This is a genomic window from Klebsiella sp. V115_8 (assembly GCF_029967715.1).
In the GTDB taxonomy this organism is placed as follows: domain Bacteria; phylum Pseudomonadota; class Gammaproteobacteria; order Enterobacterales; family Enterobacteriaceae; genus Klebsiella; species Klebsiella quasipneumoniae.
Window position 1 is genome coordinate 246,185 of record NZ_JASCAR010000043.1, and the last position, 23,396, is coordinate 269,580.

The following is a 23,396-nucleotide window of genomic DNA, read 5'->3' on the forward strand; positions in this document are numbered from 1 at the left end:
GGCCAGTTTTGGAAAAGTGGATCGCTATGTCAGCCCGACGCTTTGGAACACAGTCCCTGGTACGCCTGCTTGGCAACTGGCAGGAGTCCAGTTCCCGCACACCGCTATGGCGCCAGCTGGCGGAAGCGCTCCGCCTGCTGATCCTCGATGGCCGTCTGACGCTACAGACGCGCCTGCCCGGCGAGCGCGAGCTGGCGGCAGCCCTCAACGTCAGCCGGACGACCATCGCCAGCGCCCTCGGCCAGCTGCGGGAGGAGGGGTTTCTCCATAGCCGCCAGGGGAGCGGGTCGCGCATTGTCTTGCCGGAACGCCCTGCCGATCTGCCGCCGCACTCTGCGACCCCCTCGACGATCAATCTCTCTACCGCTGCCCTCAGCGCCGGTCCGGAGGTCCATCAGGCCTTCCAGCACGCCATGACCTTGCTGCCGCCCTATCTCACCCAGACCGGCTACGATCAGCAGGGGCTCCCGGTGCTGCGGGAGGCGATTGCCCGGCGCTACAGCGAACGTGGCCTGCCGACGCGGCCCGATGAAGTGATGGTGGTCAACGGCGCGCTCAGCGCCTTCGCGCTGATCCTGCGTCTGTTCACCGGCCCCGGTGACCGGGTGGTCATTGACGCCCCGACCTATCCAATGGCCATCAGCGCCATTCAGGGCGCCTCCTGCCGGCCCGTCGGGGTCGCACTCCCCCAGCAGGGATGGGACTGTGATGGATTAGCGGCGACCATTGCGCAGACCGCGCCGCGTCTGGCATGGCTGATGCCGGATTTTCACAACCCTACCGGGCGCTGTATGGATGCCCCTACCCGCCAGCGGGTCGCGGACATCGCGGCCAGGACGCGAACAACGCTGGTGATCGATGAGACCATGGTCGACCTCTGGTATAACGCCCCGCCCCCGCCGCCGCTGGCCTGCTTTAATCCCGACGCCGCGGTGATCACTATCGGTTCGGCCGGGAAAAGTTTCTGGGGGGGACTGCGCATCGGCTGGATCCGCGCCAGCGCGCGAACGATCGCCTCGCTGATTCAGGCCCGCGACTCTCTGGACCTGGGTACGCCGCTGCTGGAGCAGTTGGCCTGCAGCTGGCTGCTGGCAAACGCCGCCACGCTGCTACCGCCGCGACGGGAGATGCTGCAGGCGCGCCGGGACATGTGCGAAGTGCTGATGAAAGAGTATTTTCCCCGCTGGCGCTTTACGCCACCGGAAGGCGGACTCTCTTTTTGGGTGGAACTCCCTGACATGCTGGCCACCCTGTTCTCTGCGCGGGCGGAAAGCCAGGGGATCCATATCGGCACCGGCACGCGGTTTGGTCTGGAGGGCGCGTTCGATCGCTATTTACGTCTGCCGTTTACCTTGCCGGACGAAGCATTACGCCAGGCCTTCTCCACGCTACAACCATTGTGGCATAGCCTTGCAGAACAGCGGGAAAATACGCGTTTGCGGAAAATAATATAAGAAAATATCGACGGGCTGGCTTCAGCCCGTCAAAAGTCCGTCATCCATGAGGTATATGAGATGTTTTTATAAAATTGCCTGAGTATCCTGCCATCTGGTTATGGCAACCCGGTGACGGAAATAAGGCAATTTCATTAATGCTGGCGCGGAATAGGAAACCCTTTCAGGGAAATAATAAAGCCATCTTCATCTTTTTTAATTTTAGCGCCGGTGTCACACCAGTCGGAGGCAATGCGAAAGAACTCATCACTACCGATATTCCAGTTCAGGCGAACGTGTTTTACGTATCCTGAGCGCAACATATCGCAGGCTTCGCTATAGTTGCTGGCTGTAGAGAATTGTTGTTTCATTTTTTCTTCTTCAGAAGTTTTCTTAATGCTTTGATTTCTTTAGGGGTTAATGGCGTCGCTTCCTCTTCGGTATGCTGGCTGTCAATGTCCTCTTCCGTCACCCCCGCCTCACCTGCTGATGCCTCCAGCTGAAAAGCCAGCTGCAGCAGCTTTTCCGTTGCCGTACCCAGGTTCTCGTTATTCACTTCCGCATAATGACGCAACTTCTCTTTTAACTCAGCGTCAATTTTTACATTCAAAACCACTGTGGTCATAGCTACGCTTCCCGTGCAATAAAATCATCATAATTAATACACGAAGTTAACATGCTGATCCAGAGATATATTTTATAGCATGGATCTGGCAACAAATTCCCAGTAATAAGATGCGCTTTATTTATGACACGAAAATGACATTAATATTGCAGTAGCATTTCAGATTTATGACAAGTCAATATTATGGAATAAAAACGGGTTGTTTTAGCAACAAAAAATAATATGTGATCTGTATCAGGTATTAAATATAGCAGGAATAAAGACCGGGCAAATATAAGGGATATATCATGAGGGCGAAATGGGTGGGGGCCCTGCCAGTTAAGGATTTCTACGTAACCCATTGTATTTAAATGGACAAAAAACGGTGAACCAAACACTTTGTAGCACCAAAAGGAGACACTGACAAGCCGTTTTCTCATGCGACAGACACAAAAAAGCCGGGCTTAACCCGGCTCTTATGTTTTCAGTTTTGTCTTTCGCTGCTGCTCATAATGAGCTAATGCCGACTCCCAGCCGTAATCATTCATCCTCTGTAAAAAAGTGCTACGAGGAACATTGAAGTATCTCGCAATGGCTGGCTGTTTATGATTGTGTGGAAATAGTACGCATCCGTGACCGCTGGGACGGGAAAATTTCGGTTGGTGATGGCGGACCTTCAGCCCGCTGTGGTAACGTCGCCGTAGTAGCCCTGTGTCTGCTGGCAAATAGAAAAATGTGCTTTTATTGCGTTTGATGCTCTGGCAGCTTAAAAGGACTGAAACCTGAAATTGTGTGGCGACCATCCAAACTCATCCCAAATGATTGAACAAGAGAACTCACCTCAAATCCTCCCGAATGCTTTCCTTCTGTTGATGAAATCGCTGTCGTGTACCCCGCTTCGCATCAACGCTCCGAAAAGCAATACCTGACTATTCCAGTCAAGTAGTTATAAGAACCATTATGTTAAATAGACCAAAAAAACGAACAGTAAAATACTTTGTTGTGGATAGTTTTCCCTGTTGTGATGGCCTATGGGATGAAGTAGTCAAGTGCATTGCTGGGAGTGTCGGCTGTAGGATATTTTGTGAACACTCTGGTTTTTTGCGGTGGGTTTGGGCTGGCGGTCTAGCAGCGGTCCAACAGAGCCAAGATATTTTTAACTATAGGATTTTGTGGAAAAAATATCATCAGAACCGCCACGGCGGGGGATGGGATGAGTTGCCGGGAATTTTACCCGGCAGACGGTGAAACCAATTAGTTAAACGTGCAGTTGCGACCCGATGGCGCACCAATGAATAACTGCATCTTTTCGCACGTAATGGTGATCTTCTGCCCCTTCTTCAATTTTGACGCTTTCGACTTCTCCGTGTCTTCCATGCTCAAGCTGACAGGCATGAACCGATTATCGCTTTCAAGTTTAAGAACGACATTGTTCGCGAAATTTTTTGTTATATCCTGAACAGTTCCGGTGATTTCGACGTTACGACCATCAATCTTATCATCCGCTGCAACTTCATTAGCGCTGTACAATTCAGCCAGAGCTTTTGCCGTTGTACGGTAAATTCCATCATCAGAAGCCGGCACTTTGGGTTTACTATCGGCAACCTGCGATTGTTCCGGATTAGTCATACTAGTAACGACCGTTTTTATAAATTCTTTTTGCATCATGGTATAGGCCGCTGCACCACCACAACTATCAATCGCGATTTTTTCTTTGGTGATAAGTTTACCTTTTTCCTTCAGTCCGTTACCGAAACCAGCCCCCAAAACGATAGCATTGTGTACAATATCGTAACTCGCCGTGTCCTTCTTCATACCCTTCGTTGCCCGTTTGATCAATACGTCATCAGAACCGCCTTTCAATGTTTGTTCACATCCAACAGTAATCAACGTTTTGATATAGGCCGCCAGATACTCAGGGTATGGTTGTACATCTGTAGACGGAACGCCTTCAGAGAAGGAGGAGGAGGAGGAGAAGGAAAAGAACATAAGAGGTAATGCAAGAATCTTTTTCAAAACAGCCTCCATAGCTGAATAGATTAAGCACACCATCGGCAGGTGTCTCAATGCCATTAATTACTTTAATAGATCGAAATTATTAAATCGATCGTTAAAATTGATCAAGTTTCCTTAAAATAAAATCCGATTCATTACTGCTGCAGACGCTGTTTTACCATAACTGACTAAATCCATAGGCCCGACGTAATTCACATTTGGAGGGAAGGTTCGGTACATGTATTTATGCGCCGTTGCTGCTGCTGCAATCGCCGTATCAAACTCAGGTGTTGAACCGTTCGAAAAATGTTCAGCGTTAAAATGCGCGATGACATTGCTTCTGAATTCAGTCATTTTCTTCCAATAAGCATGAAATTCGGTTGGCGTCGTTCGCAGTTCATCGAATAAAAACTTTCGAAACCCATCGTGATCATCGATTACACATTTCCAGTGAGTAGCCTCAGCATCAGATCCAAAAACTTTGCACCAGTGTATCGCCGCATCACCAATCAAGGCATTGCAAACTCCCCTGAACGGGAATAAATCACCAGTCCCACGATCCAGGTGTTCTAGAACGTTAGCCAGAGCGAAAAACGTGTGGATGGATCGTGAAAATATCGTTAAGCACATCATACTGTTTTCAATCGCTTGTGCCTTTTCAACATCCATGCCTTTACCCCCTATTTTTTTAGTGATTTTATTTGGTACGCATAATAACCAAGCACTGAATAATGGCATTAGTATTAATTACCAAGTTTATCAATCATATAGCTAGATATAACCCCTGCCATCTCAATGGCAGCTTTTGCCTCACTTTCTTTTATTGTTGGTAGCCAAGGCCTACCATGTCCCGTTCCCTGCTTATTTCTCAATTTATTGATACCAATGGCAGTGTTAAACATCCCCCGCTCCATTGTACGATGAGGAGCTTCAAGATTTTCGATCTTATCTTCTGGAGTGGCTAATCCAAGAGCGATGAATGCCTGTCCAAGCAAGGCAGGAAAATTAGCTTGTTGAGGATAGGTCCCAAATTTTTGGGTGATAACATGTGCTGCTGTTGCTTCCAAAAGATCCTTACTGGTTCCAGAGAGAAGTGCAGCATCTTCAGCACCGCGCCTCGCTCTATCAGCATATTTTCTCAATGCTTCAGTTAATTCACGCCCTCGAAGACCTTCAATACTTTGACGAACTAAAGAGCCCTCTTCTGTCAAAATTAGACCTTGTTCTCTAAAGGCTTCAATTGCCCCTTGGATGGCATCGCGTCCCGCATAGTTGGTCGACTCTGGTCTAAAACCTCCAGCTACTTTAACATCCTGCAAAAGCGTCAATGCCAGTTTATATCCAGCTTCAGGATCGTTATCCAATGCCCAAGAGAGGACAGCACGAACACGTTTAGTCTTGCCTACAACTTGCTGATTTTTTGGATCAACATGTGATAAGCAATGTCTTTCAAAAGCATAACTCAAATCTGAATGAGAAGGTGACCTAGGGGCATCCGCCTGTGCATCTCCAACAAGACGAGCTATTGCAACCAGGATGATCTCGGTAAGAACAAATTTCATAATTAATCCCTTATTATTCCAGCCCTATATCGATAATGACTTTATCCCCACTAAGCTACCAGCACAACCATCATAGATACTCCACCAAATCAACCAATCGCGAGACAACAACGCCCTTCCCGTATCGGTTGTACGTGATCGTTGCGTTCGAGTGTCCGAGCACCTGCGAAGCGAACTGTTCAGGGAAGCCATTCTGTTTAAATGTTGTGGCGGCATAGTGGCGCAGTGAATGATATTCAGGCAGGCTATGCTTGCCTCTGAACCTCGTAAACCAACGGCTGAAATAGTGACCATAGCTCCCAAGATGCAATGTTAGCTCAGGGAACAGATGGCCTTTTCTTTCTTTGATAAAATCAAGTAGACCAAGTGTCAGCAGTTGCGAATTGATCGGAACGAATCGGCGCGAACTGTCCGTTTTAAGCGTCTGATTCGGATTCAAGTTATCAACACGGAAGCACCAAACTCCGTCAACTTTCATCACGTCATTGTGGTAAAGCTGGCAGATCTCATTCTGCCTCATCCCCGAATAGCGACCAATCAGAATGATCCACCGTTTCCAATCCTTCACGCCATGTAAAGCAATGTGCAATCGTTTCAGATCGTTGAGCGTGTATGCTGGACGGCGATCCATTGGTGCGGTTATTTCCTTAACACCCATCCCCTCAAATGGGTTTCGAATCTCATCATCCGTGCGAGTTGCAAGCCATTTGAAAAACGCCGAGTTCTTTTTGATGTAACGGTTTCTGGTGGATGCTGAACCTTCAAGGCCATCAACAAACGCCGCCGCGCTTCGTTTGCTGAAAGGCTCTTTTGTAGAATTCAGATATGCATTTACGCACCTATTGATCGTCAGTATTTCCCGTTCACCAACCTCTCCTGTTTTAGCCTTGGTGTACTTATCAAGCTCGCTCTTCAGGCTCTTGAAAGGCTTTTTCTGTTGTGGTTGTTGGAAGGAAGCAGACGGGGTTGCAGTGTGTGCCGGGATGGACTGCGGAACACAGTGGAAAGGTTGTGAGGTGAGATATTTCTCCACACGGAGCAAAGCTTCACGCTTGGAACGTGTGCGAAGAGAAATACGAATTTCACGGCGTTTCCGAGGTGTCAGGTAGACCCTACGGTAGTACCAGATCCCGTGACGGGAAAGCATCAGATGCGACATTGATTAGCGTCCTAAGTGATACACGAAAGTTGTATCACCGCCGTTTCAATGCACGAAAACAGAGGGTTACATGATGGATATCATGCACTTAGCAGAAATGGGTGGGGGCCCTGCCAGCTACATCCCGGCACACACGTCGTCTGCTCTGGCTGCTTCCTTCCGGACCTGACCTGGTAAACAGAGTAGCGTTGCGGGAGAACCAACAGAGCCCCCATTGAGAGCGTTGTTACCCAACGCGCTGGCGCATTATCCCTGCTGACCTGGTGAATTGCAAGCGCGCCCCGACTGCCTGCTGGTTTATTGCGCAATAACGCGAATAAAACCAGTCACTCACGCTCAATCTGTGAGAGTGAGAGCGTGCGCTCAGCACACTGCCGGGATATCCACCATACTTATCCACCTTATGTTCTCTTTTATCATCAGCGCATTGTCTCTACGGTAATCGAATGACTGACTCATCACCACAGACCATCACTCTGCCTTTGCCCGCCATTGAAGGGATGACCATCGCCTTTCAGGGGGTGAATTATCTGCGCCCTGAAAAAATGCTCGACTTCGTGACTATCAGTCAGGCGCCGGTGCGGGCGGTCACGCCGCTGGCGCTGCTCTATTCCACCGTCGGCGTGCTGCGTCAGGTGGAACTGCGCAAGCTACCGGTCTACATCAGCGGTCGGGTGGTCTACCCCATCTCGTCGCTGACCATGCCGGGCCTGCGCGCGAAGCTGATCATCAACGCCACCTCGCAGCGGTTAAAATTCCTGGAGAGCCTCATCGCCAGTTCACCTTCCGACAATGTCCATGGCATGCAGATCCTCGGCCTGGCCCTGACGTTCACCGTCGAACAGCCCGCCTGATCTGCAGGCTGTACAGCCTGCAGATCAGCGCTTATGCTGGCGTTTTTCGGGTAACAGGACTGAATATGGATCCGCTCGATACATTTCCCCAACGTGTCTGGCACATTGTGGCGTCAATACCGGAAGGGTATGTCACGACCTATGGCGATGTCGCCAGGCTGGCCGGTTCTCCGCGCGCGGCGCGCCAGGTGGGCGGTGTGCTGAAGCGTCTGCCGGAAGGGTCCACTCTGCCCTGGCATCGGGTGGTCAATCGCCATGGCGATATCTCCCTCACCGGCCCCGATCTGCAGCGGCAGCGTCAGGCATTGCTGGCCGAAGGGGTACAGGTCTCCGGCAGCGGCCATATCGATCTCCAGCACTATCGCTGGGTTTACTGAAGACAAAAAAAAGCCCCCATCCGGGGGCTCATCGAGCTTACTGTGCGACAGGTACGGCGGTCTGCTGAACCGGAACCAGCGTCAGGTCGGCATGGGTGCCCCCCTGATTGATCACCGTCTGCACGGTATCGGTAATGAACATCAGCTGGCCATTAACCGTAATCGCTGCGCTCAACAGAATGCGGGCGTTCGGTTGAATATCTGCCGGGTTGTAAGGCAGGGCAAAGTTAAATGGCGCCTGCTTGCCTTCGGTACGCACCGCTTTTTGCGACAATACGCGGGCTGGCGCATCTGCCAGAGAAGCATCCGACAGGGTCACCGTCAGCACCGCATCCGGCGGTAATGCGATTCTCTGGCGGATATTAATCGTCCCCGTGACGCTCGGCTGCTGCTGCGCCACGCTCAGCGTCGCAATACCGTAAGGGTCGGGTGCGGCTGCCTGAGCGGAAGAACTGGTGGAGTGGTGATTAGCACAGGCGGTCAGCGTCGCGGCGACGGCTAAGGCACTAAACATATAGGCAAATTTCATGATGTTCTCCTTATCATCCCTTTATACCCAGGAGGATGTTCCGCCGCTTCGCCGGCAGGAACTTTCGTGTCGTCAATAAGTGTGGCACAGATCTCAGATTTCTTCCTGTTGACCGGTTGTTATTCAGATTATTACACCCATCGGACCACTTGCGATTCCAGGTTATACTTTGCCACATTACGCGCACGGCGCCGCCATTGTTAATTGAGGATAAGTATGAGTCAGGCACTCTCTAACCTGCTGGCATTATTAGATCTGGAAAAAATTGAGGAAGGGTTGTTCCGTGGACAGAGCGAAGACCTGGGATTGCGCCAGGTTTTTGGCGGCCAGGTGGTGGGCCAGGCGCTGTATGCCGCAAAAGAGACCGTGCCCGTTGAACGTCTGGTGCATTCGTTTCACAGCTACTTTCTGCGCCCCGGCGACAGTCAAAAACCGATCGTCTACGATGTGGAGGTCCTGCGCGACGGCAACAGCTTTAGCGCCCGCCGGGTCGCCGCCATCCAGAACGGGAAGCCGATCTTCTATATGACCGCCTCCTTCCAGGCGCCAGAGCACGGCTATGAGCATCAGAAAGCGATGCCGGCCGCCCCCTCCCCTGACGGACTGCCTTCGGAAACCGACATCGCCCGCAAGCTGGCGCATCTCCTGCCGCCGCAGGTGAAAGACAAATTCCTCTGCGATAAGCCGCTGGAGATCCGCCCGGTGGAATTTCATAACCCAATGAAAGGCCATATCGCCGAGCCGGCGCGCCAGGTCTGGCTGCGCGCCAACGGCGCCGTTCCCGACGATCTGCGCATTCATCAGTATCTGCTGGGCTATGCCTCGGACTTTAACTTCCTGCCGGTGGCGCTGCAGCCGCACGGCGTTGGTTTCCTTGAGCCCGGCATGCAGGTCGCCACCATCGACCACTCAATGTGGTTCCATCGGCCGTTTAATATCAATGAGTGGCTGCTGTACAGCGTTGAAAGCACCTCGGCCTCCAGCGCCCGCGGCTTCGTTCGCGGCGAGTTTTACACGCAGGATGGCACGCTGGTTGCCTCAACGGTCCAGGAAGGGGTGATGCGCAACCGCAACGCATAAAAAAAGCCTCCCTGACGGGAGGCTTTTTGCTACATGGAGAAGGGTTTTCTGTCAGGCGTTGTAGGCGTTTTCGCCATGGCTGTTGACGTCCAGCCCTTCGCGCTCCTGCTCTTCCGGTACGCGCAGCCCTACGGTCATATCCGCCACTTTGTAGCCGATGAAAGCGACGACGCCGGACCAGACCACGGTAATGCCGATACTTTCCAGCTGCACCAGCAGCTGATGGCCCATGGTGACGCCTTCCGCATAACCGACGCCGCCCAGAGACGTCGCCGCGAAGATACCGGTCAGGATGCAGCCGACGATGCCGCAGACGCCGTGGACGCCGAAGACGTCGCAAGGGTCATCCACACGCAGCCAGCGTTTCAGCGCAGTCACGCCCCAGATACCCGCCAGGCCAGAGGCGATACCGACGATCAGCGCGCCGCCGACACCGATATAACCACACGCCGGCGTAACGCCAACCAGACCGGCAATTGCCCCGGAGCAGGCGCCCAGCAGTGAAGGTTTGCCGCGCAGAGCCCATTCGCCAAAGGTCCACGCCAGGATAGCCGCGGCGGTCGCCACGACGGTGTTAACGAACGCCAGGGCCGCGATTTCATTCGCTGCGCTGGCAGAGCCGGCGTTGAAGCCGAACCAGCCCACATAGAGGATAGCGGTGCCGGTGAACACCATCGGCAGGTTATGCGGTTTGAACGCTTCTTTGCCGAAGCCCACGCGTTTGCCCATCATATAGGCGCCCACCAGCCCGGCGACCGCGGCGTTGATGTGCACAACGGTGCCGCCGGCGAAATCCAGCGCGCCATGGGTCGCCAGCAGACCGCCGCCCCAGACCATATGCGCAATCGGCACGTAGGAGAGCGTCATCCACACCACCACGAAAATCAGCACCGCGGAGAAACGGATACGTTCAGCCAGCGCGCCGACGATCAGCCCGACGGTGATGCAGGCGAACGAGCCCTGGAAGGCGACGTGGATATACTGATAGAAGGTGCCCATCAGCGCTTTCAGTTCAATATTTTTCAGCATTACCCAGTCAAAGCTGCCGAAGAAGCTGCCGCCGGTGCCGAAGGCCAGGGTATAGCCATAAATGACCCACAGTACGCAGACGAGGCCAAAGGTGACAATCACCTGCGTCAGCATGGAAAGAACGTTCTTACCGCGGATCAGCCCGCCGTAAAACAGCGCAATCCCCGGGATAGTCATAAACAGAACCAGCGCGGTGCAAATCATCATAAACGCATTATCGGCTTTGTCCGCCACCGCAGGCGCGGCCATCGCCAGCCCCGGAAGAAGGGCTAACGCCCCCAGACCCGATTTCATTGTTGCCATTTTCATTGTTTCGTTCCCCATCACTGTGTGGTCTGGAAATTACAGTGCCGCTTCGTCAGCTTCGCCGGTACGGATGCGAATGACGCGCTGCAATTCAGCGACAAAAATTTTGCCGTCGCCAATTTTTCCGGTGTAAGCCGCTTTGCTGATGACATCGATAACTTCATCCAGCTGATCGTCGGCGATCGCCACATCAATCTTCACTTTTGGCAGAAAGTTGACGCTATACTCGGCGCCGCGGTAGAGCTCCGCATGACCTTTCTGACGGCCAAATCCTTTGACTTCAGTGACCGTCAGGCCCTGAATGCCGATGGAAGACAAGGCTTCACGCACGTCTTCCAGTTTGAATGGTTTGATTACCACGGTAACCAGCTTCATAAGTCCCCTCCAGTCAGTATTCGGTAATGGCCGCAGCTAACACGATGGATATAAAGCAAGGGCTATGCCAGAAATGAAAAAAGGCCGCTGAGCGGCCCTTTGATGGCAAAAAACAGGCGAGAGGTCAGGCATTAGCCTGCGTAAAGGCGTTTAACGAGCAAAAATGCACCACGGCGGTGCATTTGATGTAACGTTTTTGCACCACGACAGGCCGACCCGCCTTCGCTGCCTACTGGTGGTGCATCAGGCGCTGAGCGACTCTTCTCTGGCGCTGGCCGCCAGCTCTTCACCAGCCAGCTGTAGCTGATACATCTGCCAGTAGCGGCCTTTCGCCGCCAGCAGTTGCTGATGGTTGCCCCGCTCGACGGCCTGACCGCGATGCAGGACCAGAATGGTATCCGCCTCAACGATGGTCGACAGGCGATGGGCAATGACCACCAGAGTGGTATGCTGGCGAACCTTCGCCAGCGCCTGCTGGATCGCCTGCTCGGTGCCGGAGTCGATGTTCGCCGTCGCCTCATCCAGAATCAGAACCTGCGGGGTCTCCACCAGCACGCGCGCCAGCGCCAGCAGCTGCTTCTGTCCGACGGAGAGATTATTGCCCTGCTCGCCCAGCTGGGTGTACAGGCCGTCGCTCATGCTGCGCGCCACCGCCGCCAGCTGCACCGCCTCCAGCGCTTCCCAGACCTGTGTTTCGCTGATGTCCCGGCCCAGCGCGACGTTGGCGTAGAAGGTATCCGCCAGCACCACCGGATCCTGTTGCACCATCGCGATGCCCCGACGCAACGCGCTGTGGCTGAGAGAAGAGAGCGGCCGGCCATCGATGCGGATCTCCCCGTGGGTTAACGGGTAATAGCCCATCATCAGACTGGCGAGGGTACTCTTCCCACTGCCGGTATGCCCGACCAGCGCCACAAAACTGCGGGACGGTATATCCAGCGTGATATCCTGGAGGACCAGACGATCCCCGCGGTAGGCAAAGGAGAGATGGTCGATTTCCACCCGACCGCTGCTCAGCGGCGCGTCATCGGCGCCCCACGCCTGGCGCGGACGGTCCATCAGTTCGAAAACGCGTTCGCCGGCGACCACCGCCTGCTGCAGCATCGACTGCTGGGTGGTCAGCTCAATGAGCGGCTCGTTGAGGCGTCCGAGATAGCTGATAAACGCGTACAGCACCCCGACCTCAATCGTGCCCGCCGCGCTAAAGCCGAACAGCATCAGCAGCCCGCACAGCACCAGCGAGGAAAAGAGGCTCAGCAGCGGACGCAGCAGAAAACCGTCCAGGCGCAGCGTCTGCATCCGCGCCAGGTAGTGGGCGTAGCTGGCCTCGCGCATCCGTTCGCCAAAGCGCGCCTGCTGGCGGAACTGCTGGATGACCCCCATGCCGTTGATCACTTCGTTAAAGCCATCGTTGATGTCGGCAAGCCAGGCGCGCACCCGGCGCACGATCGGCGTGCTATAGCGCTGATAAATGATCATCACGATCAGCACCGCCGGGAAAATCGCGATCGCCACCAGCGCCATCCGCCAGTCGAGGCTAAACATCGCCACCAGCATCGCGCCAATCAGCGCCGCGCTGCGGAGCACCGTCGCCACTACCGTCACATACAGGTCACGAATGACTTCGGTATCGTTGGTCACGCGTGAGATCAGCTGCCCGACCGGCTGAGTATCAAACTCGCTGAGCGGCTGATGCAGGGCGGCATCCATCACATCGCTGCGTAACTGCTGGACCACGCCGACCGCGGCGCGGTTAAACAGCAGCGACTGGTTATAATGCAGTAGCGCCGCCAGCAGCTGCAGACCGATATAGGCTGCCGCCAGGCCTGCCACCAGCTTCAGCGGCAGAGTCTGTTTCGCCACCATATTGTCGATGAAATAGCTGATAAGCAGCGGGCCGCTCACCTCCGCCGCCGCCGCGATCCACATCATCGCCACCGCGATGGCCAGCGGCTTACGCCACGGTGAACCATAGGCCAGCAGGCGTCTAAGCGTCGGCCAGAGTTCGGTAAAGCTACGCATCCAGGGCCTCCTCTTGCTCCTGGGGAACCTCGTCGAGCGCGGCTTCCAGCTGCTGATACCGATACATGTCGCGGTACCAGCCGGGCTGCACCGCCAGCGCCTCATGGCGGCCGCGCTGGGCGACATGCCCATGCTGCAGCACCAGGATTTCGCTGGCCTCAGTCAGCGCCGACAGGCGGTGGGCGCTGATGATAACCGTCCGCCCCTCTCCCCACTGGCGCAGGTTATGCAGGATCTGGTGTTCGGTGCGGCCATCCACCGCGGATAAAGCATCATCAAGGATCAGAATTTCGGCCTCCAGCAGCAGAGCGCGGGCAATCGAGATGCGCTGTTTCTGGCCGCCGGAGAGCATCACGCCGCGCTCGCCCACTTCGGTATCGTACCCCTGGGGCAGACGCAGAATGTCGTCATGCACGCTGGCCAGCCGCGCCACCCGCTCAATCTGTTCCGGCGTCGCGTCCGGTTTTCCCAGCGCGATATTATTGGCGACGGTATCGGAGAATAAAAACGGCGTCTGATTGACCACCGCCAGCCGTTCGCGCCAGCTGTCGAGCTGCAGACGCGGTAGCGGCAGATCGTGAAAGCGGATCTCGCCGCTGGTGACGTCAAAATGGCGCTGCAGCAGGGCCAGAATGGTGCTTTTGCCAGCGCCCGTCGGCCCGCAGATGCCCAGCATTTGCCCCGGCTGCAGGGTAAAATTAACCTGTTCCAGCGAAGGCTTGCTCGCCTGCGGATAGATGAAATCGCGGATAGCGACCTGCAGGACGCCGCGGCCAGCCGGTACCGTCTCGGTCCCGTCGTCCACCGCCGGCGCCTCTTCGAGCATGGTGCGAATACGACCATAGGCCGCGCTACCGCGCTCCACGATGTTAAACATCCACGCCAGCGCCAGCATCGGCCAGATCATCAGACCAAGGTACATCACAAAGCTGGTGAGCTGACCCAGCGTCAGGCTACCGTGGATCACCATCCAGCTGCCGCCGCCGATGGCCAGCAGATTCGCCGCCCCGATGGCGATATAGATAGTAGGGTCGAAGCGAGCGTCAATGCGCGCCACGCGCATATTTTTCGCTCCGGTATCGGCCGCATCGGCGGCAAACTGCGCCGACTGGCGATCCTCCAGCCCGAACGCCTTAATCATGCGGATGCTGGTCAGGCTCTCCTGCGTGCGATCGTTGAGGCTGGAAAAGGCCGCCTGGGCAACGCGAAAACGTTCGTGAAGGGCATCGCCGTTGCGTTTGATCGCCAGGGCCATCAGCGGCATCGGCAGCAGCGCCAGCAGGGTGAGCTGCCAGCTAATCTGCGTCGACATCACAATCAACACCGCACAGCCCATCACCAGGGAATCCACCAGGGTTAACACCCCTTCACCGGCGGCAAACACCACCCGGTCCACGTCGTTGGTAGCGCGGGCGATCAGATCCCCGGTGCGATGGCGCAAATAGAACGCCGGATGCTGGCGGCTCAGCTGCCGGTAAAAATCTTCCCGCAGTTCAACCGCCAGCTGGTAAGAGGCGCCGAACAGCAGCACGCGCCAGACATAGCGCAGCAGGTAAACCATCACCGCGATCAGCACCAGCGCGCCGATCCACATCCACACCTTCTCCGCGGTGTAATGTTGTTGCGTCACGCCGTCGACCACAATGCCCACCACCTTCGGCGGAACAAGCTGCAGGACGGCAATAATGGCCAGCAGGGCAATGGCGCCAAGATAGCGGCGCCACTCCCGGCGGAAATACCAGCTGAGTTGTGCAAATAATCGCAAGCAGTAAGATCCTGATTTTGTTATGGGTTACGGCGCAATACCGTTATTCGACAGGCAAGGCGGTGGTGTATTTTATCTGTTCCATGGCAAAACTCGAAGTGACATCCGACAGCCCCGGCACGCTGTTCACCAAACGTTTATAAAAGTCGTCATAGCGCTTCATATCGGCCACCTGCACCCGCAGCAAATAGTCATACTCCCCCGCCATCCGCCAGAAGCCGAGCACTTCAGCCATCTGCGTCACTTCGCTCACAAAATGGCAATACCAGTCGCTGCTGTGATGTTGGGTCTTGATCAGGACAAACGCCGTCAGCCCCAGCCCCACCTTTTCCGCATCCAGTAAGGCGACGCGCCCGCGGAGAATACCCTCATCCTCGAGTCGTTTCAGGCGTTTCCAGCAAGGGGTCGTGGTCAGATTAACGGCATCAGCCAGCGCCTGCAAAGAGAGGGTGCAATCTTCCTGCAGCAGCGCCAGCAGCTTACGGTCAATTTTATCTAACATAAGGCCACCAGAGAGAATAATTTACTCCCGCAATTGTAATTGAAAGGCTAAATAGCAACAATTTTTCCCGCACAATCCGCTAAGCTGGGCACAAAATGACAAACAGGAATCCGAGATGAATAGCGCCTGGGTAAAACACGCCATTAGTGAAATTAACGCCGACTATCAGCGTTCCGCCGATACACACCTGATTCGCCTGGCGCTGCCTGGTTTTCCCGGGATCCCGATTTATCTGAAGGATGAAAGTACGCATCCGACCGGTAGCCTCAAACACCGTCTGGCGCGGTCGCTGTTTCTCTATGGCCTGTGCAACGGCTGGATCAAAGAAGGCACCACGATTATCGAATCGTCTTCGGGTTCGACCGCGGTTTCTGAAGCCTATTTCGCCCGCCTGCTGGGGCTGCCGTTTATCGCCGTGATGCCCTCCTGCACCGCCAGACGCAAAATCGAACAGATCGAGTTCTACGGCGGACGCTGCCATTTTGTGCAGAACGCCTGCGAAATCTACGCGGCTTCCGAAACGCTGGCACGCGAGCTGAACGGTCACTATATGGATCAGTTTACCTTCGCCGAGCGGGCCACCGACTGGCGCGGCAATAACAATATCGCCGACAGTATTTTCCGCCAGATGAGCCATGAGCCGCACCCGCAGCCATCGTGGATCGTGATGAGCGCCGGCACCGGCGGCACCTCAGCGACCATTGGCCGCTATATTCGCAGCCAGGGCTACGAGACGCAGCTGATGGTTGTCGATCCGCAAAATTCGGTGTTCCTCGATTACTGGCAGACTCGCGACGCCAGCCTGCGCAGCCCGGTTGGCAGCAAAATTGAAGGCATCGGCCGCCCGCGGGTCGAGCCATCATTTATTCCCGACGTTGTCGATGAGATGCTGCGCGTGCCGGATGCGGCGAGCGTGGCCACTGCTTTGTGGCTGGAAACGCAGCTTGGACGAAAAGTCGGCGCCTCGACCGGGACCAATATGTGGGGGGTGCTGCAGCTGGCCGCGCGGATGCGCGAGGAAGGACGCACGGGTTCTCTCGTGACCCTGCTGTGCGACAGCGGCGAGCGTTATCTGGAAAGCTATTACAACCCACAGTGGGTGGCGGCCAACATCGGCGATATCGCCCCCTGGCAGGCGGAGCTCGCCCGGCTGGTCGGCAGAACATAAAAAAAGCCAGATAAAATGCTATCTGGCTTGCTGGAAGGGTCTCTCTATTCGGGGGAATAAGGAAGATCAGGATTATCCAGCCAATGCGTTAAAAAATGGGAGACCGCCTGATGCCGGCAGTCGCCGATAACCGGGAGATGCGGCAGCTCGGCTTTCAGCTGCGGCATCGCGTTGCCCATGATGAACCCCCGCCCGACGCTGCGAAGCATCTCGCGATCGTTCATCGCATCGCCGAAGGCCATGCACTCCTGTAGGGTGAGGCCCAGGTGCTGGCTCAGCCTCGCCAGCGCCGCGCCTTTATTGCAGCCAACCGGCAGCACTTCCAGACAGTCCATCGCCGAGAAGCAGAGAAACGCGCGCTGGCCCAGCGCCTCATTCAGTTGGATCCGCAGGCGGCGCAGATCGTCATGATCGCCGCAGAAGCAGATCTTGGTGACATGATGCGCCGACATACGTTTCGGATCGCACAGTTGATAGCGAAACCCGCTAAAGACATGCGCCTTCAGCAGCTCTGGCCTTGCCTGGCCGGTGAACCAACCGCCGTCATTAAACACGTGCATGCTGGCCCGGGTATCCCATCGACTATGCAGCACTTCTTCCGCTACCTCGGGATTGAGATCCTGACGGTACAGCTCCTGCCCTTCCAGCGAGTGGATGCGCGTCCCGTTGCCCGTGATCAGAAAGGCGTCCAGGGAAAACTCACCCATCACATGGTGCATCTCCAGCGCATGGCGGCCGGTGGCGAACGTCAGGGTGATATCGCGTTCCCGCAGCCGTTTCAGCGCGGTGAGCGTCTTTTCTCCGAGACGATGGTCCGGCATCAGCAAGGTGCCGTCCATATCAAATGCTGCCAGTTTTGCCATGGTGTTTTCCCCAATGTGTGATGGGCTTCGCTTGTGCTGCAGTATCACCTGGGATATACGGAAGTAATAGTGAATAGATAATATAAATTGTTCCGGGTTTATTACGGCCCGGTGGACGACAGCGCTTATGCGACTCTTACACCGTTTAAATCAGTACCAGCGGCTGTGGCAACCCTCAGCCGGGGCGCCGCAGCAGGTCACCGTCGGCGAACTGGCGGAACGCTGTTTTTGCAGCGAACGCCATGTCCGTACCCTGCTGCGTCAGGCGCAAGAGGCCGGATGGTTAAGCTGGCAGGCCCGCTCCGGGCGCGGCAAGCGCGGACTGCTCTCTTTTTACAAAACGCCGGAACGTTTGCGCAATGAGATGATGGAGCTGGCGCTGCATAAAGGTCAGCAGCAAAACGCGCTGGAGCTGGCGCAGCTGGCCCCGGTGGAGCTGAAAGCCCTGCTCCACCCCTTTCTGGGCGGTCAGTGGCAAAATAATACCCCGACGCTGCGTATTCCATACTATCGCCCGCTGGAGCCGCTACGCCCCGGCTTTCTGCCCGGACGCGCCGAGCAGCATCTGGCCGGGCAGATCTATGCCGGGCTGACGCGCTTCGACGAAGGCGACACTATGCCGATCGGCGATCTGGCGCACCACTGGCAGGTCTCCCCTGACGGCCTGCGCTGGCAGTTTTATATCCGCTCCACGCTGTGCTGGCACAACGGCGATGCGGTGGAAACCGCACAGCTGCGGCAGCGCTTACTGCTGCTGCTGGATCTGCCCGCCTTGCGGACCCTCTTCGCCAGCATCAGCCGCATCGATGTCACTCACGCCCAGTGCCTCACCATCACGCTGCATCGTCCTGACTACTGGCTGCCGTTCCGCCTCGCCAGCTATTGCAGCGTGCTGGCCCATCCTGACGATCCGGCCATCGGCTGCGGACCGTTCCGCCTGAAGCGGTTTAGTCCGGAACTCGTCCGCCTGGAGAACCATCCCCGCTACCATCTGCGGCATCCGCTGATCCAGGCGGTGGAGTACTGGATCACCCCCCAGCTCTTCGATCGCGATCTCGGGACCAGCTGCCGCCACCCGGTGCAGATCACGATTGGCGATCGCGAAGAGCTCCATAACCTGCGCCAGGTCAGCAACAGCATCAGTCTTGGCTTCTGCTATCTGACCCTGCGTCACAGCCCTCGGCTTAGCAAAGCGCAGGCCCAGCGGCTGGTATCGATAATTCACCGCTCATCGTTGCTGGAAACGCTGCCGCTCGACGAGGATCTGATTACGCCAAGCCATGAGGTGTTGCCGGGATGGTCCATCCCGCAGGGGCCGGAAAACAGCGCGGTGCCGCTGCCGGCCAGGCTCACGCTGCTCTACCATCTGCCGGTCGAACTCCACGCCATGGCCGAACAGCTGAGACAGCGGCTGGCTGTGCTGGGCTGCGAGCTGACGCTTCTGTTTCATGACGCCAAAAACTGGGAGGGCTGCCAGCATCTGGGGCAGGCCGACCTGATGATGGGCGACCGCCTGATCGGCGAAGCGCCAGAGTATGCCCTGGAGCAGTGGCTGCGCTGCGATATGCTGTGGCCCAATTTGCTGACCGGGGCGCAATATGCCCATCTGCAGGCGACATTAGACGCGGTACAGGCGCAGCCGGAAGCCCGCAGCCGCAACGATGCGCTGCGCAACGTATTCAACAACCTGATGGAAGACGCCATCATGACGCCGCTGTTTAAATACAACTATCGGATCAGCGCCCCGCCGGGTGTCAATGGCTTGCGCCTCAACGCCCGCGGCTGGTTCGACTTCGCCAGCGCCTGGCTGCCGGCGTCGACGTGAGAGAGCTGGTGGTGGCGGGCGTCTGGCGCTACCATATCGCCTTTACTCATTAAGTCAGGAATTGCCATGAAACGCGCCGTAGTTGTCTTCAGCGGAGGACAAGATTCAACCACCTGTCTGGTGCAGGCTCTGCAACAGTATGATGAAGTGCATTGCGTCACTTTTGATTATGGCCAACGCCACCGCGCGGAAATCGACGTTGCGCGCGAACTCGCCCTGAAACTTGGCGCCGTCGCGCATAAAGTGCTGGACGTTACCCTGCTCAATGAACTGGCGGTCAGCAGCCTGACCCGCGATAACATTCCGGTACCGGACTATCAGCCTGATGCCGAGGGCATTCCCAATACTTTTGTCCCGGGGCGCAATATTCTGTTTTTAACCCTGACGGCAATCTACGCCTATCAGGTAAAAGCCGACGCTATCATCACCGGCGTGTGCGAGACCGATTTCTCCGGCTACCCGGACTGCCGCGATGAGTTTGTCAAAGCGCTGCACCACGCCGTCAGCCTTGGGATGGCGAAAGACATTCGCTTTGAAACCCCGCTGATGTGGCTGAACAAAGCCGAGACCTGGGCGCTGGCCGACTACTGGGGTCAGCTGGATCTGGTGCGCCGGGAAACCCTCACCTGCTACAACGGCATTAAGGGCGATGGCTGCGGCCAGTGCGCCGCCTGCAACCTGCGCGCTAACGGGCTCAACCAGTATCTGGCCGATAAGGTCGGGGTAATGGCGGTGATGAAGCAAAAAACCGGCTTGACACAGGCATAGCCTCCGAAGAGGTATCTGCCCGAAGCTTCAGTTCAAATTCCCCGGTGGCGCTACGCATACCGGGGCAAGGGGTTCATCACCTTCCGGGGGGCGAGGCGCGCCACCGCCCGGCACGCACGCGACGGTTGTCAGCGCAAGTTCATCTGGTCGAGTTTCTCACGCAGTTCCCCTTCCAGCGGCAGCGCCTTCTGGGTTTTCAAATCAATACAGACGAAGGTGATCAGCGCATCGGCCACCACCTCGCCATTGGGGTTGAGGGTGACCACCTGGCTGAGCGTGCCGCTTTTGCCGTTGAGTTGCTCCAGTTTGCTGCTCACCGTCAGCACATCGCCCAGGACCGCCGGACGGCGGTAGTTGATATTAATATTCACCACCACGAAGGCGATGTTTTTCTCGGTCATCCACTGAAACGCCGGGCTATTTTCCAAGCCATCCCAGCGGGCCTCCTCAAGGAACTCCAGGTAGCGTGCGTTATTCACATGCTGGTAGACGTCCAGATGATAGCCGCGAACTTTAATTTGTGTCTGCATAGCATCAATGCCTTTCTGTTATTGTTGTTTGTGAGGTAAGAGGTCACACCACTTAATGCAACCTCTTTATCCTGGCAAAAAATCACCGCTGTGCAAGCGCTGGCATAAAATTTACAGCGTCAGATGGGCTAAATTCCGCTCCACCAGCGCACTGCCCATCCCCGGGACCTGCTTCAGGTCATCAAGGGTTTTAAACGGCCCGTACTCCTCACGGTAGCTGACAATCGCCTGGGCTTTTTTCAACCCCACGCCATTCAGAGCCTGCGCCAGCTGCTCGGCGCTGGCGTGGTTAATGCTGACTTTGGTCGCCCCGTTGTCGGCCTCGCCGGGTTCCGCTTTCGCTTTCGCCGAAGAGGACGCCGGGACATGCTCTTTGGTTACCACCGATTTGCCGCTGGCGGGGGCGGCCAGCGCACCCTGTGCGCCTACCGCGAAAACCAGAACGCCCGCGGCCATCAGTGCTTTTATTCCATATTTCATGCTGATATCTCCTTGTGTGTAGACAGCAAGGCTACGATAGCGTCAGTGCGGATGGCCGACAAAAGGCAAATCACAGAAATGGAAAGGGCCGCGAAAGCGGCCCCTGAGGATTACATGGTGTTGCATATTTTTGCGAAACGACGCGAAATTACTGCTGCTGGTCGATGCTGTCGCCCAGCTTAATTTTCGCCGCCTTGCGCAGGTTGCTCATCAGCGCTTCGAAAGCGATTTGGGCATTGTTCTGGGTAATCCCCTGAACCATAGCCTTCTTCTGCTCTTCCGGCATGCTGCCTGCTTTCACTTCATCCAGCGCCACCAGCACCACATCGCCTTGCATGTTGCTGCCAACGCCATAGACCGGTTTGCCCTGCTGCGGCAGCGGCAGAGTGAATGCCAGCTGGCTCAGCGGATCCTGGCCGGTACGGGAAAGCGTCTGCGGCGCGCCAAAGCTCAGGCCAGCCGCCTTAATCGCCTCATCGCCTTTGCCGTCTTTCAGCGCCGCCAGCAGCTTATCGGCATCCAGCTTCGCCTGCTGTTCCGCTTTATTGTGCTTAACGATATCGCTGACCTGCGCCTTCACTTCGGCCAGCGGTTTCACCGCCTCGGCTTTGTGCTCGCTGATACGCAGAACAAAAGCGCGATCGCCATCAACGGTAATGATGTCAGAGTTGCTGCCCGGCGCGCCGTTCACACCGACCAGACCGCCGTTGAAGATAGCGTCAGCGACCGGTTTAAAGTTCAGCTCTTCCGGCAGGTTATCGCGGCCAAACCAGCCGGTTTCCACCACCTGCACTCCGGCGACCTGCGCCGCGCCCGCCAGCGATTCATTATCGTTGCTGGCCGCATCGCTCACCTTCTGCTGCAGCGCATAGTAAGCATCCAGCGCTTTCTCCTGCTTCACTTTCGCCGCAATGTCATTGCGCACGTCAGCCAGCGGTTTGACCTGCGCCGGCTGGACGTCGTCCAGACGGGCCACCAGGAAGCCAACCGAGGATTTGATCACCCCGGAGAGCTGGCCTTTCTCTTTCAGGCCGGCCTCTTTCAGCTCAGGCACGGTAGAGGCATCTTCCATCCACCCCATATCGCCGCCGTTGCGGGCAGAAATAATATCGGTCGATTTTTCTTTTGCCAGCGTGGCGAAATCAGCGCCTTTTTGCAGCTCGGCCAGCACCGCTTTCGCGTCGGCTTCAGTTTTAGTCTGAATCACGCTGTAGCGATTACGCTGCGGCTGAGTGAACTGATCTTTATGCTGGTCATACCATGACTGGATTTCTTCGTCAGAGGCGTTTTCCTGCATGCTGGCGGCATCCATCTTGATGTAGCTCACGCGGAACTGCTCCGGCGCCATAAAACGGGCCTGATTCTGCTGCCAGAAAGCGTTGATTTCCTCATCGCTGGCGGTCTGTTTTGCCGCCAGGGCGTTGACGTTGATGGTCGCTTCGCGGACGACACGCTGCTGAGACACCAGCGCCGCCAGCTGATCGGACTCGCCCGGCAGCATGAAGTCGGTACCCGCAATGGCGTTAATCAGCTGCTGCGTGGTCAGCTGGTTACGCAGCGCCTGGGCGTACTGATCGGTGGTCATTCCCATCTGGGCGACAATACCGCTGAAACGCTGGTTGTCGAACTTACCGTTCGTCTGGAACGCCTGGGTCTGGAAGATCGCCTGCTTCACCTGCTCATCGCTGATGCTGAGGCCCAGCTCGCGGGCATACTGATCCAGAAGCGACTCATCGATCAGGCGGTTCAGCACCTGCTGGCGCATGGTTTTCATGTAGTTTTCGTTCGCCGCCAGCTCGGAGAACTGATCGCCAAGCTGCTGCTGCATACGGTTACGTTCGCTGGCGACGGCGTTTTCAAACTGCCCACGGCCAATCTCCTGGCCATTCACTTTTGCGGCATAGTTTTTGCCACCGCCAATCAGGTAACCACTCACCCCGGTCAAAATGAACGAGACGATAATGATACCGAAAATAATCTTGAGCACGACGCTGTTGGCGGCCGTGCGTAGGTTGTCCATCATGGTGTAACAACGCTCCGCTGTAGATGACTTTAGCTCGCGCAGCATAGCACGTGATGGCCGCCGCGCGTGAGGACGTATTTTGACAAGAAAACAGGGTGATTGTCAGCCCACAAGTGGCGATAAACACACATAAAGTGGTCTGAAAAG

The 23,396-nt window shown here is 56.1% G+C and carries 23 protein-coding genes and 1 other RNA gene; 7 read left to right on the plus strand and 17 right to left on the minus strand.

Annotation, left to right across the window (positions count from 1 at the left end):
- The first annotated feature begins 26 nt into the window (after window positions 1-26).
- Window positions 27-1,454: a PLP-dependent aminotransferase family protein gene (locus tag QLG03_RS20705; RefSeq protein WP_044521273.1), complete on the plus strand. Its 1,428-nt coding sequence runs from the start codon at window positions 27-29 to the stop codon at window positions 1,452-1,454.
- 134 nt (window positions 1,455-1,588) lie between these two features.
- Here QLG03_RS20705 and QLG03_RS20710 read toward each other — a convergent pair whose 3' ends face one another.
- The 7 genes from QLG03_RS20710 to ffs all read right to left on the minus strand — a co-directional run bounded on the left by QLG03_RS20710 (window position 1,589) and on the right by ffs (window position 6,958).
- The gene (locus QLG03_RS20710; RefSeq protein ID WP_004142688.1) at window positions 1,589-1,804 is read right to left on the minus strand and encodes a hypothetical protein; all 216 of its coding nucleotides are present in this window, start codon (window positions 1,802-1,804) and stop codon (window positions 1,589-1,591) included.
- Window positions 1,801-2,058 carry a hypothetical protein gene (locus QLG03_RS20715; RefSeq protein WP_023288627.1) on the minus strand — a complete coding sequence of 86 codons (258 nt, stop codon included), beginning with the start codon at window positions 2,056-2,058 and terminating at the stop codon, window positions 1,801-1,803. The genes QLG03_RS20710 and QLG03_RS20715 overlap by 4 nt, the downstream gene beginning before the upstream one ends.
- A 1,233-nt stretch (window positions 2,059-3,291) precedes the next feature.
- Complete coding sequence (locus QLG03_RS20720; RefSeq protein ID WP_255988421.1) at window positions 3,292-4,053, minus strand: OB-fold putative lipoprotein; 762 nt, start codon at window positions 4,051-4,053, stop codon at window positions 3,292-3,294.
- A 114-nt stretch (window positions 4,054-4,167) separates the two neighbouring features.
- Entirely contained in the window at window positions 4,168-4,701 is a 534-nt protein-coding gene (locus tag QLG03_RS20725; protein WP_142277009.1) for a hypothetical protein, read from the minus strand.
- Between the two features lie 74 nt (window positions 4,702-4,775).
- Entirely contained in the window at window positions 4,776-5,594 is an 819-nt protein-coding gene (locus tag QLG03_RS20730; protein ID WP_086076633.1) for an abortive infection family protein, read from the minus strand.
- A 70-nt stretch (window positions 5,595-5,664) separates the two neighbouring features.
- Complete coding sequence (locus QLG03_RS20735; RefSeq protein WP_255988424.1) at window positions 5,665-6,753, minus strand: site-specific integrase; 1,089 nt, start codon at window positions 6,751-6,753, stop codon at window positions 5,665-5,667.
- A 108-nt stretch (window positions 6,754-6,861) separates the two neighbouring features.
- An RNA gene (gene ffs / locus QLG03_RS20740) (signal recognition particle sRNA small type) lies at window positions 6,862-6,958 on the minus strand.
- Window positions 6,959-7,199: 241 nt separating this feature from the next.
- Here ffs and QLG03_RS20745 point away from each other — a divergent pair.
- Both QLG03_RS20745 and QLG03_RS20750 read left to right on the plus strand, forming a co-directional pair.
- Window positions 7,200-7,607, plus strand: a complete 408-nt coding sequence (locus QLG03_RS20745) for a hypothetical protein (RefSeq protein WP_017898905.1) — start codon at window positions 7,200-7,202, stop codon at window positions 7,605-7,607.
- A 65-nt stretch (window positions 7,608-7,672) separates the two neighbouring features.
- Window positions 7,673-7,984 carry an MGMT family protein gene (locus QLG03_RS20750; RefSeq protein ID WP_023288626.1) on the plus strand — a complete coding sequence of 104 codons (312 nt, stop codon included), beginning with the start codon at window positions 7,673-7,675 and terminating at the stop codon, window positions 7,982-7,984.
- A gap of 37 nt (window positions 7,985-8,021) precedes the next feature.
- On the opposite strand, the gene QLG03_RS20755 is transcribed toward QLG03_RS20750, so the two are convergent.
- Complete coding sequence (locus tag QLG03_RS20755; RefSeq protein WP_023288625.1) at window positions 8,022-8,513, minus strand: YbaY family lipoprotein; 492 nt, start codon at window positions 8,511-8,513, stop codon at window positions 8,022-8,024.
- A gap of 216 nt (window positions 8,514-8,729) precedes the next feature.
- Between QLG03_RS20755 and tesB the strand changes: the two genes are divergently transcribed.
- On the plus strand, window positions 8,730-9,593 hold the full coding sequence (gene tesB / locus QLG03_RS20760) for an acyl-CoA thioesterase II (RefSeq protein WP_023288624.1): 864 nt from the start codon (window positions 8,730-8,732) through the stop codon (window positions 9,591-9,593).
- A 51-nt stretch (window positions 9,594-9,644) separates the two neighbouring features.
- Here the strand turns inward: tesB and amtB are convergent, their stop codons facing one another.
- The 5 genes from amtB to QLG03_RS20785 all read right to left on the minus strand — a co-directional run bounded on the left by amtB (window position 9,645) and on the right by QLG03_RS20785 (window position 15,592).
- Window positions 9,645-10,931, minus strand: a complete 1,287-nt coding sequence (gene amtB / locus QLG03_RS20765; protein ID WP_004204781.1) for an ammonium transporter AmtB — start codon at window positions 10,929-10,931, stop codon at window positions 9,645-9,647.
- 33 nt (window positions 10,932-10,964) lie between these two features.
- A complete protein-coding gene (gene glnK, locus QLG03_RS20770; protein ID WP_002891893.1) occupies window positions 10,965-11,303 on the minus strand; it encodes a P-II family nitrogen regulator in 339 nt (112 codons plus the stop codon).
- A gap of 243 nt (window positions 11,304-11,546) precedes the next feature.
- Window positions 11,547-13,325, minus strand: a complete 1,779-nt coding sequence (locus QLG03_RS20775; RefSeq protein ID WP_064157825.1) for a SmdB family multidrug efflux ABC transporter permease/ATP-binding protein — start codon at window positions 13,323-13,325, stop codon at window positions 11,547-11,549.
- Window positions 13,318-15,090 carry a SmdA family multidrug ABC transporter permease/ATP-binding protein gene (locus QLG03_RS20780; RefSeq protein ID WP_023288622.1) on the minus strand — a complete coding sequence of 591 codons (1,773 nt, stop codon included), beginning with the start codon at window positions 15,088-15,090 and terminating at the stop codon, window positions 13,318-13,320. The genes QLG03_RS20775 and QLG03_RS20780 overlap by 8 nt, the downstream gene beginning before the upstream one ends.
- 43 nt (window positions 15,091-15,133) lie before the next feature.
- Window positions 15,134-15,592, minus strand: a complete 459-nt coding sequence (locus QLG03_RS20785) for an Lrp/AsnC family transcriptional regulator (protein ID WP_004204786.1) — start codon at window positions 15,590-15,592, stop codon at window positions 15,134-15,136.
- Between the two features lie 115 nt (window positions 15,593-15,707).
- On the opposite strand from QLG03_RS20785, the gene QLG03_RS20790 reads away from it, so the two are divergent.
- A complete protein-coding gene (locus QLG03_RS20790; protein WP_023288621.1) occupies window positions 15,708-16,760 on the plus strand; it encodes a PLP-dependent cysteine synthase family protein in 1,053 nt (350 codons plus the stop codon).
- 44 nt (window positions 16,761-16,804) lie between these two features.
- Here the strand turns inward: QLG03_RS20790 and cof are convergent, their stop codons facing one another.
- Window positions 16,805-17,623 carry an HMP-PP phosphatase gene (cof, locus tag QLG03_RS20795; RefSeq protein ID WP_274578573.1) on the minus strand — a complete coding sequence of 273 codons (819 nt, stop codon included), beginning with the start codon at window positions 17,621-17,623 and terminating at the stop codon, window positions 16,805-16,807.
- A 127-nt stretch (window positions 17,624-17,750) separates the two neighbouring features.
- Here cof and QLG03_RS20800 point away from each other — a divergent pair, with 127 nt between their 5' ends.
- Complete coding sequence (locus tag QLG03_RS20800) at window positions 17,751-19,448, plus strand: SgrR family transcriptional regulator (RefSeq protein WP_048296861.1); 1,698 nt, start codon at window positions 17,751-17,753, stop codon at window positions 19,446-19,448.
- Window positions 19,449-19,514: 66 nt separating this feature from the next.
- On the plus strand, window positions 19,515-20,216 hold the full coding sequence (gene queC / locus QLG03_RS20805; protein ID WP_023288618.1) for a 7-cyano-7-deazaguanine synthase QueC: 702 nt from the start codon (window positions 19,515-19,517) through the stop codon (window positions 20,214-20,216).
- A gap of 128 nt (window positions 20,217-20,344) precedes the next feature.
- Here queC and QLG03_RS20810 read toward each other — a convergent pair whose 3' ends face one another.
- The 3 genes from QLG03_RS20810 to ppiD form a co-directional block, all read right to left on the minus strand.
- Entirely contained in the window at window positions 20,345-20,746 is a 402-nt protein-coding gene (locus QLG03_RS20810; protein WP_023288617.1) for a YbgC/FadM family acyl-CoA thioesterase, read from the minus strand.
- A gap of 111 nt (window positions 20,747-20,857) precedes the next feature.
- On the minus strand, window positions 20,858-21,226 hold the full coding sequence (locus QLG03_RS20815) for a helix-hairpin-helix domain-containing protein (RefSeq protein WP_048296859.1): 369 nt from the start codon (window positions 21,224-21,226) through the stop codon (window positions 20,858-20,860).
- A gap of 148 nt (window positions 21,227-21,374) precedes the next feature.
- On the minus strand, window positions 21,375-23,249 hold the full coding sequence (ppiD, locus tag QLG03_RS20820) for a peptidylprolyl isomerase (RefSeq protein ID WP_255988433.1): 1,875 nt from the start codon (window positions 23,247-23,249) through the stop codon (window positions 21,375-21,377).
- Between the last annotated feature and the right edge of the window lie 147 nt (window positions 23,250-23,396).

What these genes read in the sequence shown, in the direction of transcription:
- amtB (WP_004204781.1), bottom strand. Translation starts at nt 10,931, where the DNA reads ATGAAAATGGCAACAATGAAATCGGGTCTGGGGGCGTTAGCCCTTCTT.
- QLG03_RS20715 (WP_023288627.1), bottom strand. Translation starts at nt 2,058, where the DNA reads ATGACCACAGTGGTTTTGAATGTAAAAATTGACGCTGAGTTAAAAGAG.
- QLG03_RS20735 (WP_255988424.1), bottom strand. Translation starts at nt 6,753, where the DNA reads ATGTCGCATCTGATGCTTTCCCGTCACGGGATCTGGTACTACCGTAGG.
- QLG03_RS20745 (WP_017898905.1), top strand. Translation starts at nt 7,200, where the DNA reads ATGACTGACTCATCACCACAGACCATCACTCTGCCTTTGCCCGCCATT.
- QLG03_RS20755 (WP_023288625.1), bottom strand. Translation starts at nt 8,513, where the DNA reads ATGAAATTTGCCTATATGTTTAGTGCCTTAGCCGTCGCCGCGACGCTG.
- QLG03_RS20785 (WP_004204786.1), bottom strand. Translation starts at nt 15,592, where the DNA reads ATGTTAGATAAAATTGACCGTAAGCTGCTGGCGCTGCTGCAGGAAGAT.
- glnK (WP_002891893.1), bottom strand. Translation starts at nt 11,303, where the DNA reads ATGAAGCTGGTTACCGTGGTAATCAAACCATTCAAACTGGAAGACGTG.
- QLG03_RS20725 (WP_142277009.1), bottom strand. Translation starts at nt 4,701, where the DNA reads ATGGATGTTGAAAAGGCACAAGCGATTGAAAACAGTATGATGTGCTTA.
- QLG03_RS20810 (WP_023288617.1), bottom strand. Translation starts at nt 20,746, where the DNA reads ATGCAGACACAAATTAAAGTTCGCGGCTATCATCTGGACGTCTACCAG.
- QLG03_RS20710 (WP_004142688.1), bottom strand. Translation starts at nt 1,804, where the DNA reads ATGAAACAACAATTCTCTACAGCCAGCAACTATAGCGAAGCCTGCGAT.
- QLG03_RS20775 (WP_064157825.1), bottom strand. Translation starts at nt 13,325, where the DNA reads ATGCGTAGCTTTACCGAACTCTGGCCGACGCTTAGACGCCTGCTGGCC.
- QLG03_RS20800 (WP_048296861.1), top strand. Translation starts at nt 17,751, where the DNA reads ATGCGACTCTTACACCGTTTAAATCAGTACCAGCGGCTGTGGCAACCC.
- tesB (WP_023288624.1), top strand. Translation starts at nt 8,730, where the DNA reads ATGAGTCAGGCACTCTCTAACCTGCTGGCATTATTAGATCTGGAAAAA.
- cof (WP_274578573.1), bottom strand. Translation starts at nt 17,623, where the DNA reads ATGGCAAAACTGGCAGCATTTGATATGGACGGCACCTTGCTGATGCCG.
- QLG03_RS20750 (WP_023288626.1), top strand. Translation starts at nt 7,673, where the DNA reads ATGGATCCGCTCGATACATTTCCCCAACGTGTCTGGCACATTGTGGCG.
- QLG03_RS20730 (WP_086076633.1), bottom strand. Translation starts at nt 5,594, where the DNA reads ATGAAATTTGTTCTTACCGAGATCATCCTGGTTGCAATAGCTCGTCTT.
- QLG03_RS20790 (WP_023288621.1), top strand. Translation starts at nt 15,708, where the DNA reads ATGAATAGCGCCTGGGTAAAACACGCCATTAGTGAAATTAACGCCGAC.
- QLG03_RS20705 (WP_044521273.1), top strand. Translation starts at nt 27, where the DNA reads ATGTCAGCCCGACGCTTTGGAACACAGTCCCTGGTACGCCTGCTTGGC.
- ppiD (WP_255988433.1), bottom strand. Translation starts at nt 23,249, where the DNA reads ATGATGGACAACCTACGCACGGCCGCCAACAGCGTCGTGCTCAAGATT.
- queC (WP_023288618.1), top strand. Translation starts at nt 19,515, where the DNA reads ATGAAACGCGCCGTAGTTGTCTTCAGCGGAGGACAAGATTCAACCACC.
- QLG03_RS20815 (WP_048296859.1), bottom strand. Translation starts at nt 21,226, where the DNA reads ATGAAATATGGAATAAAAGCACTGATGGCCGCGGGCGTTCTGGTTTTC.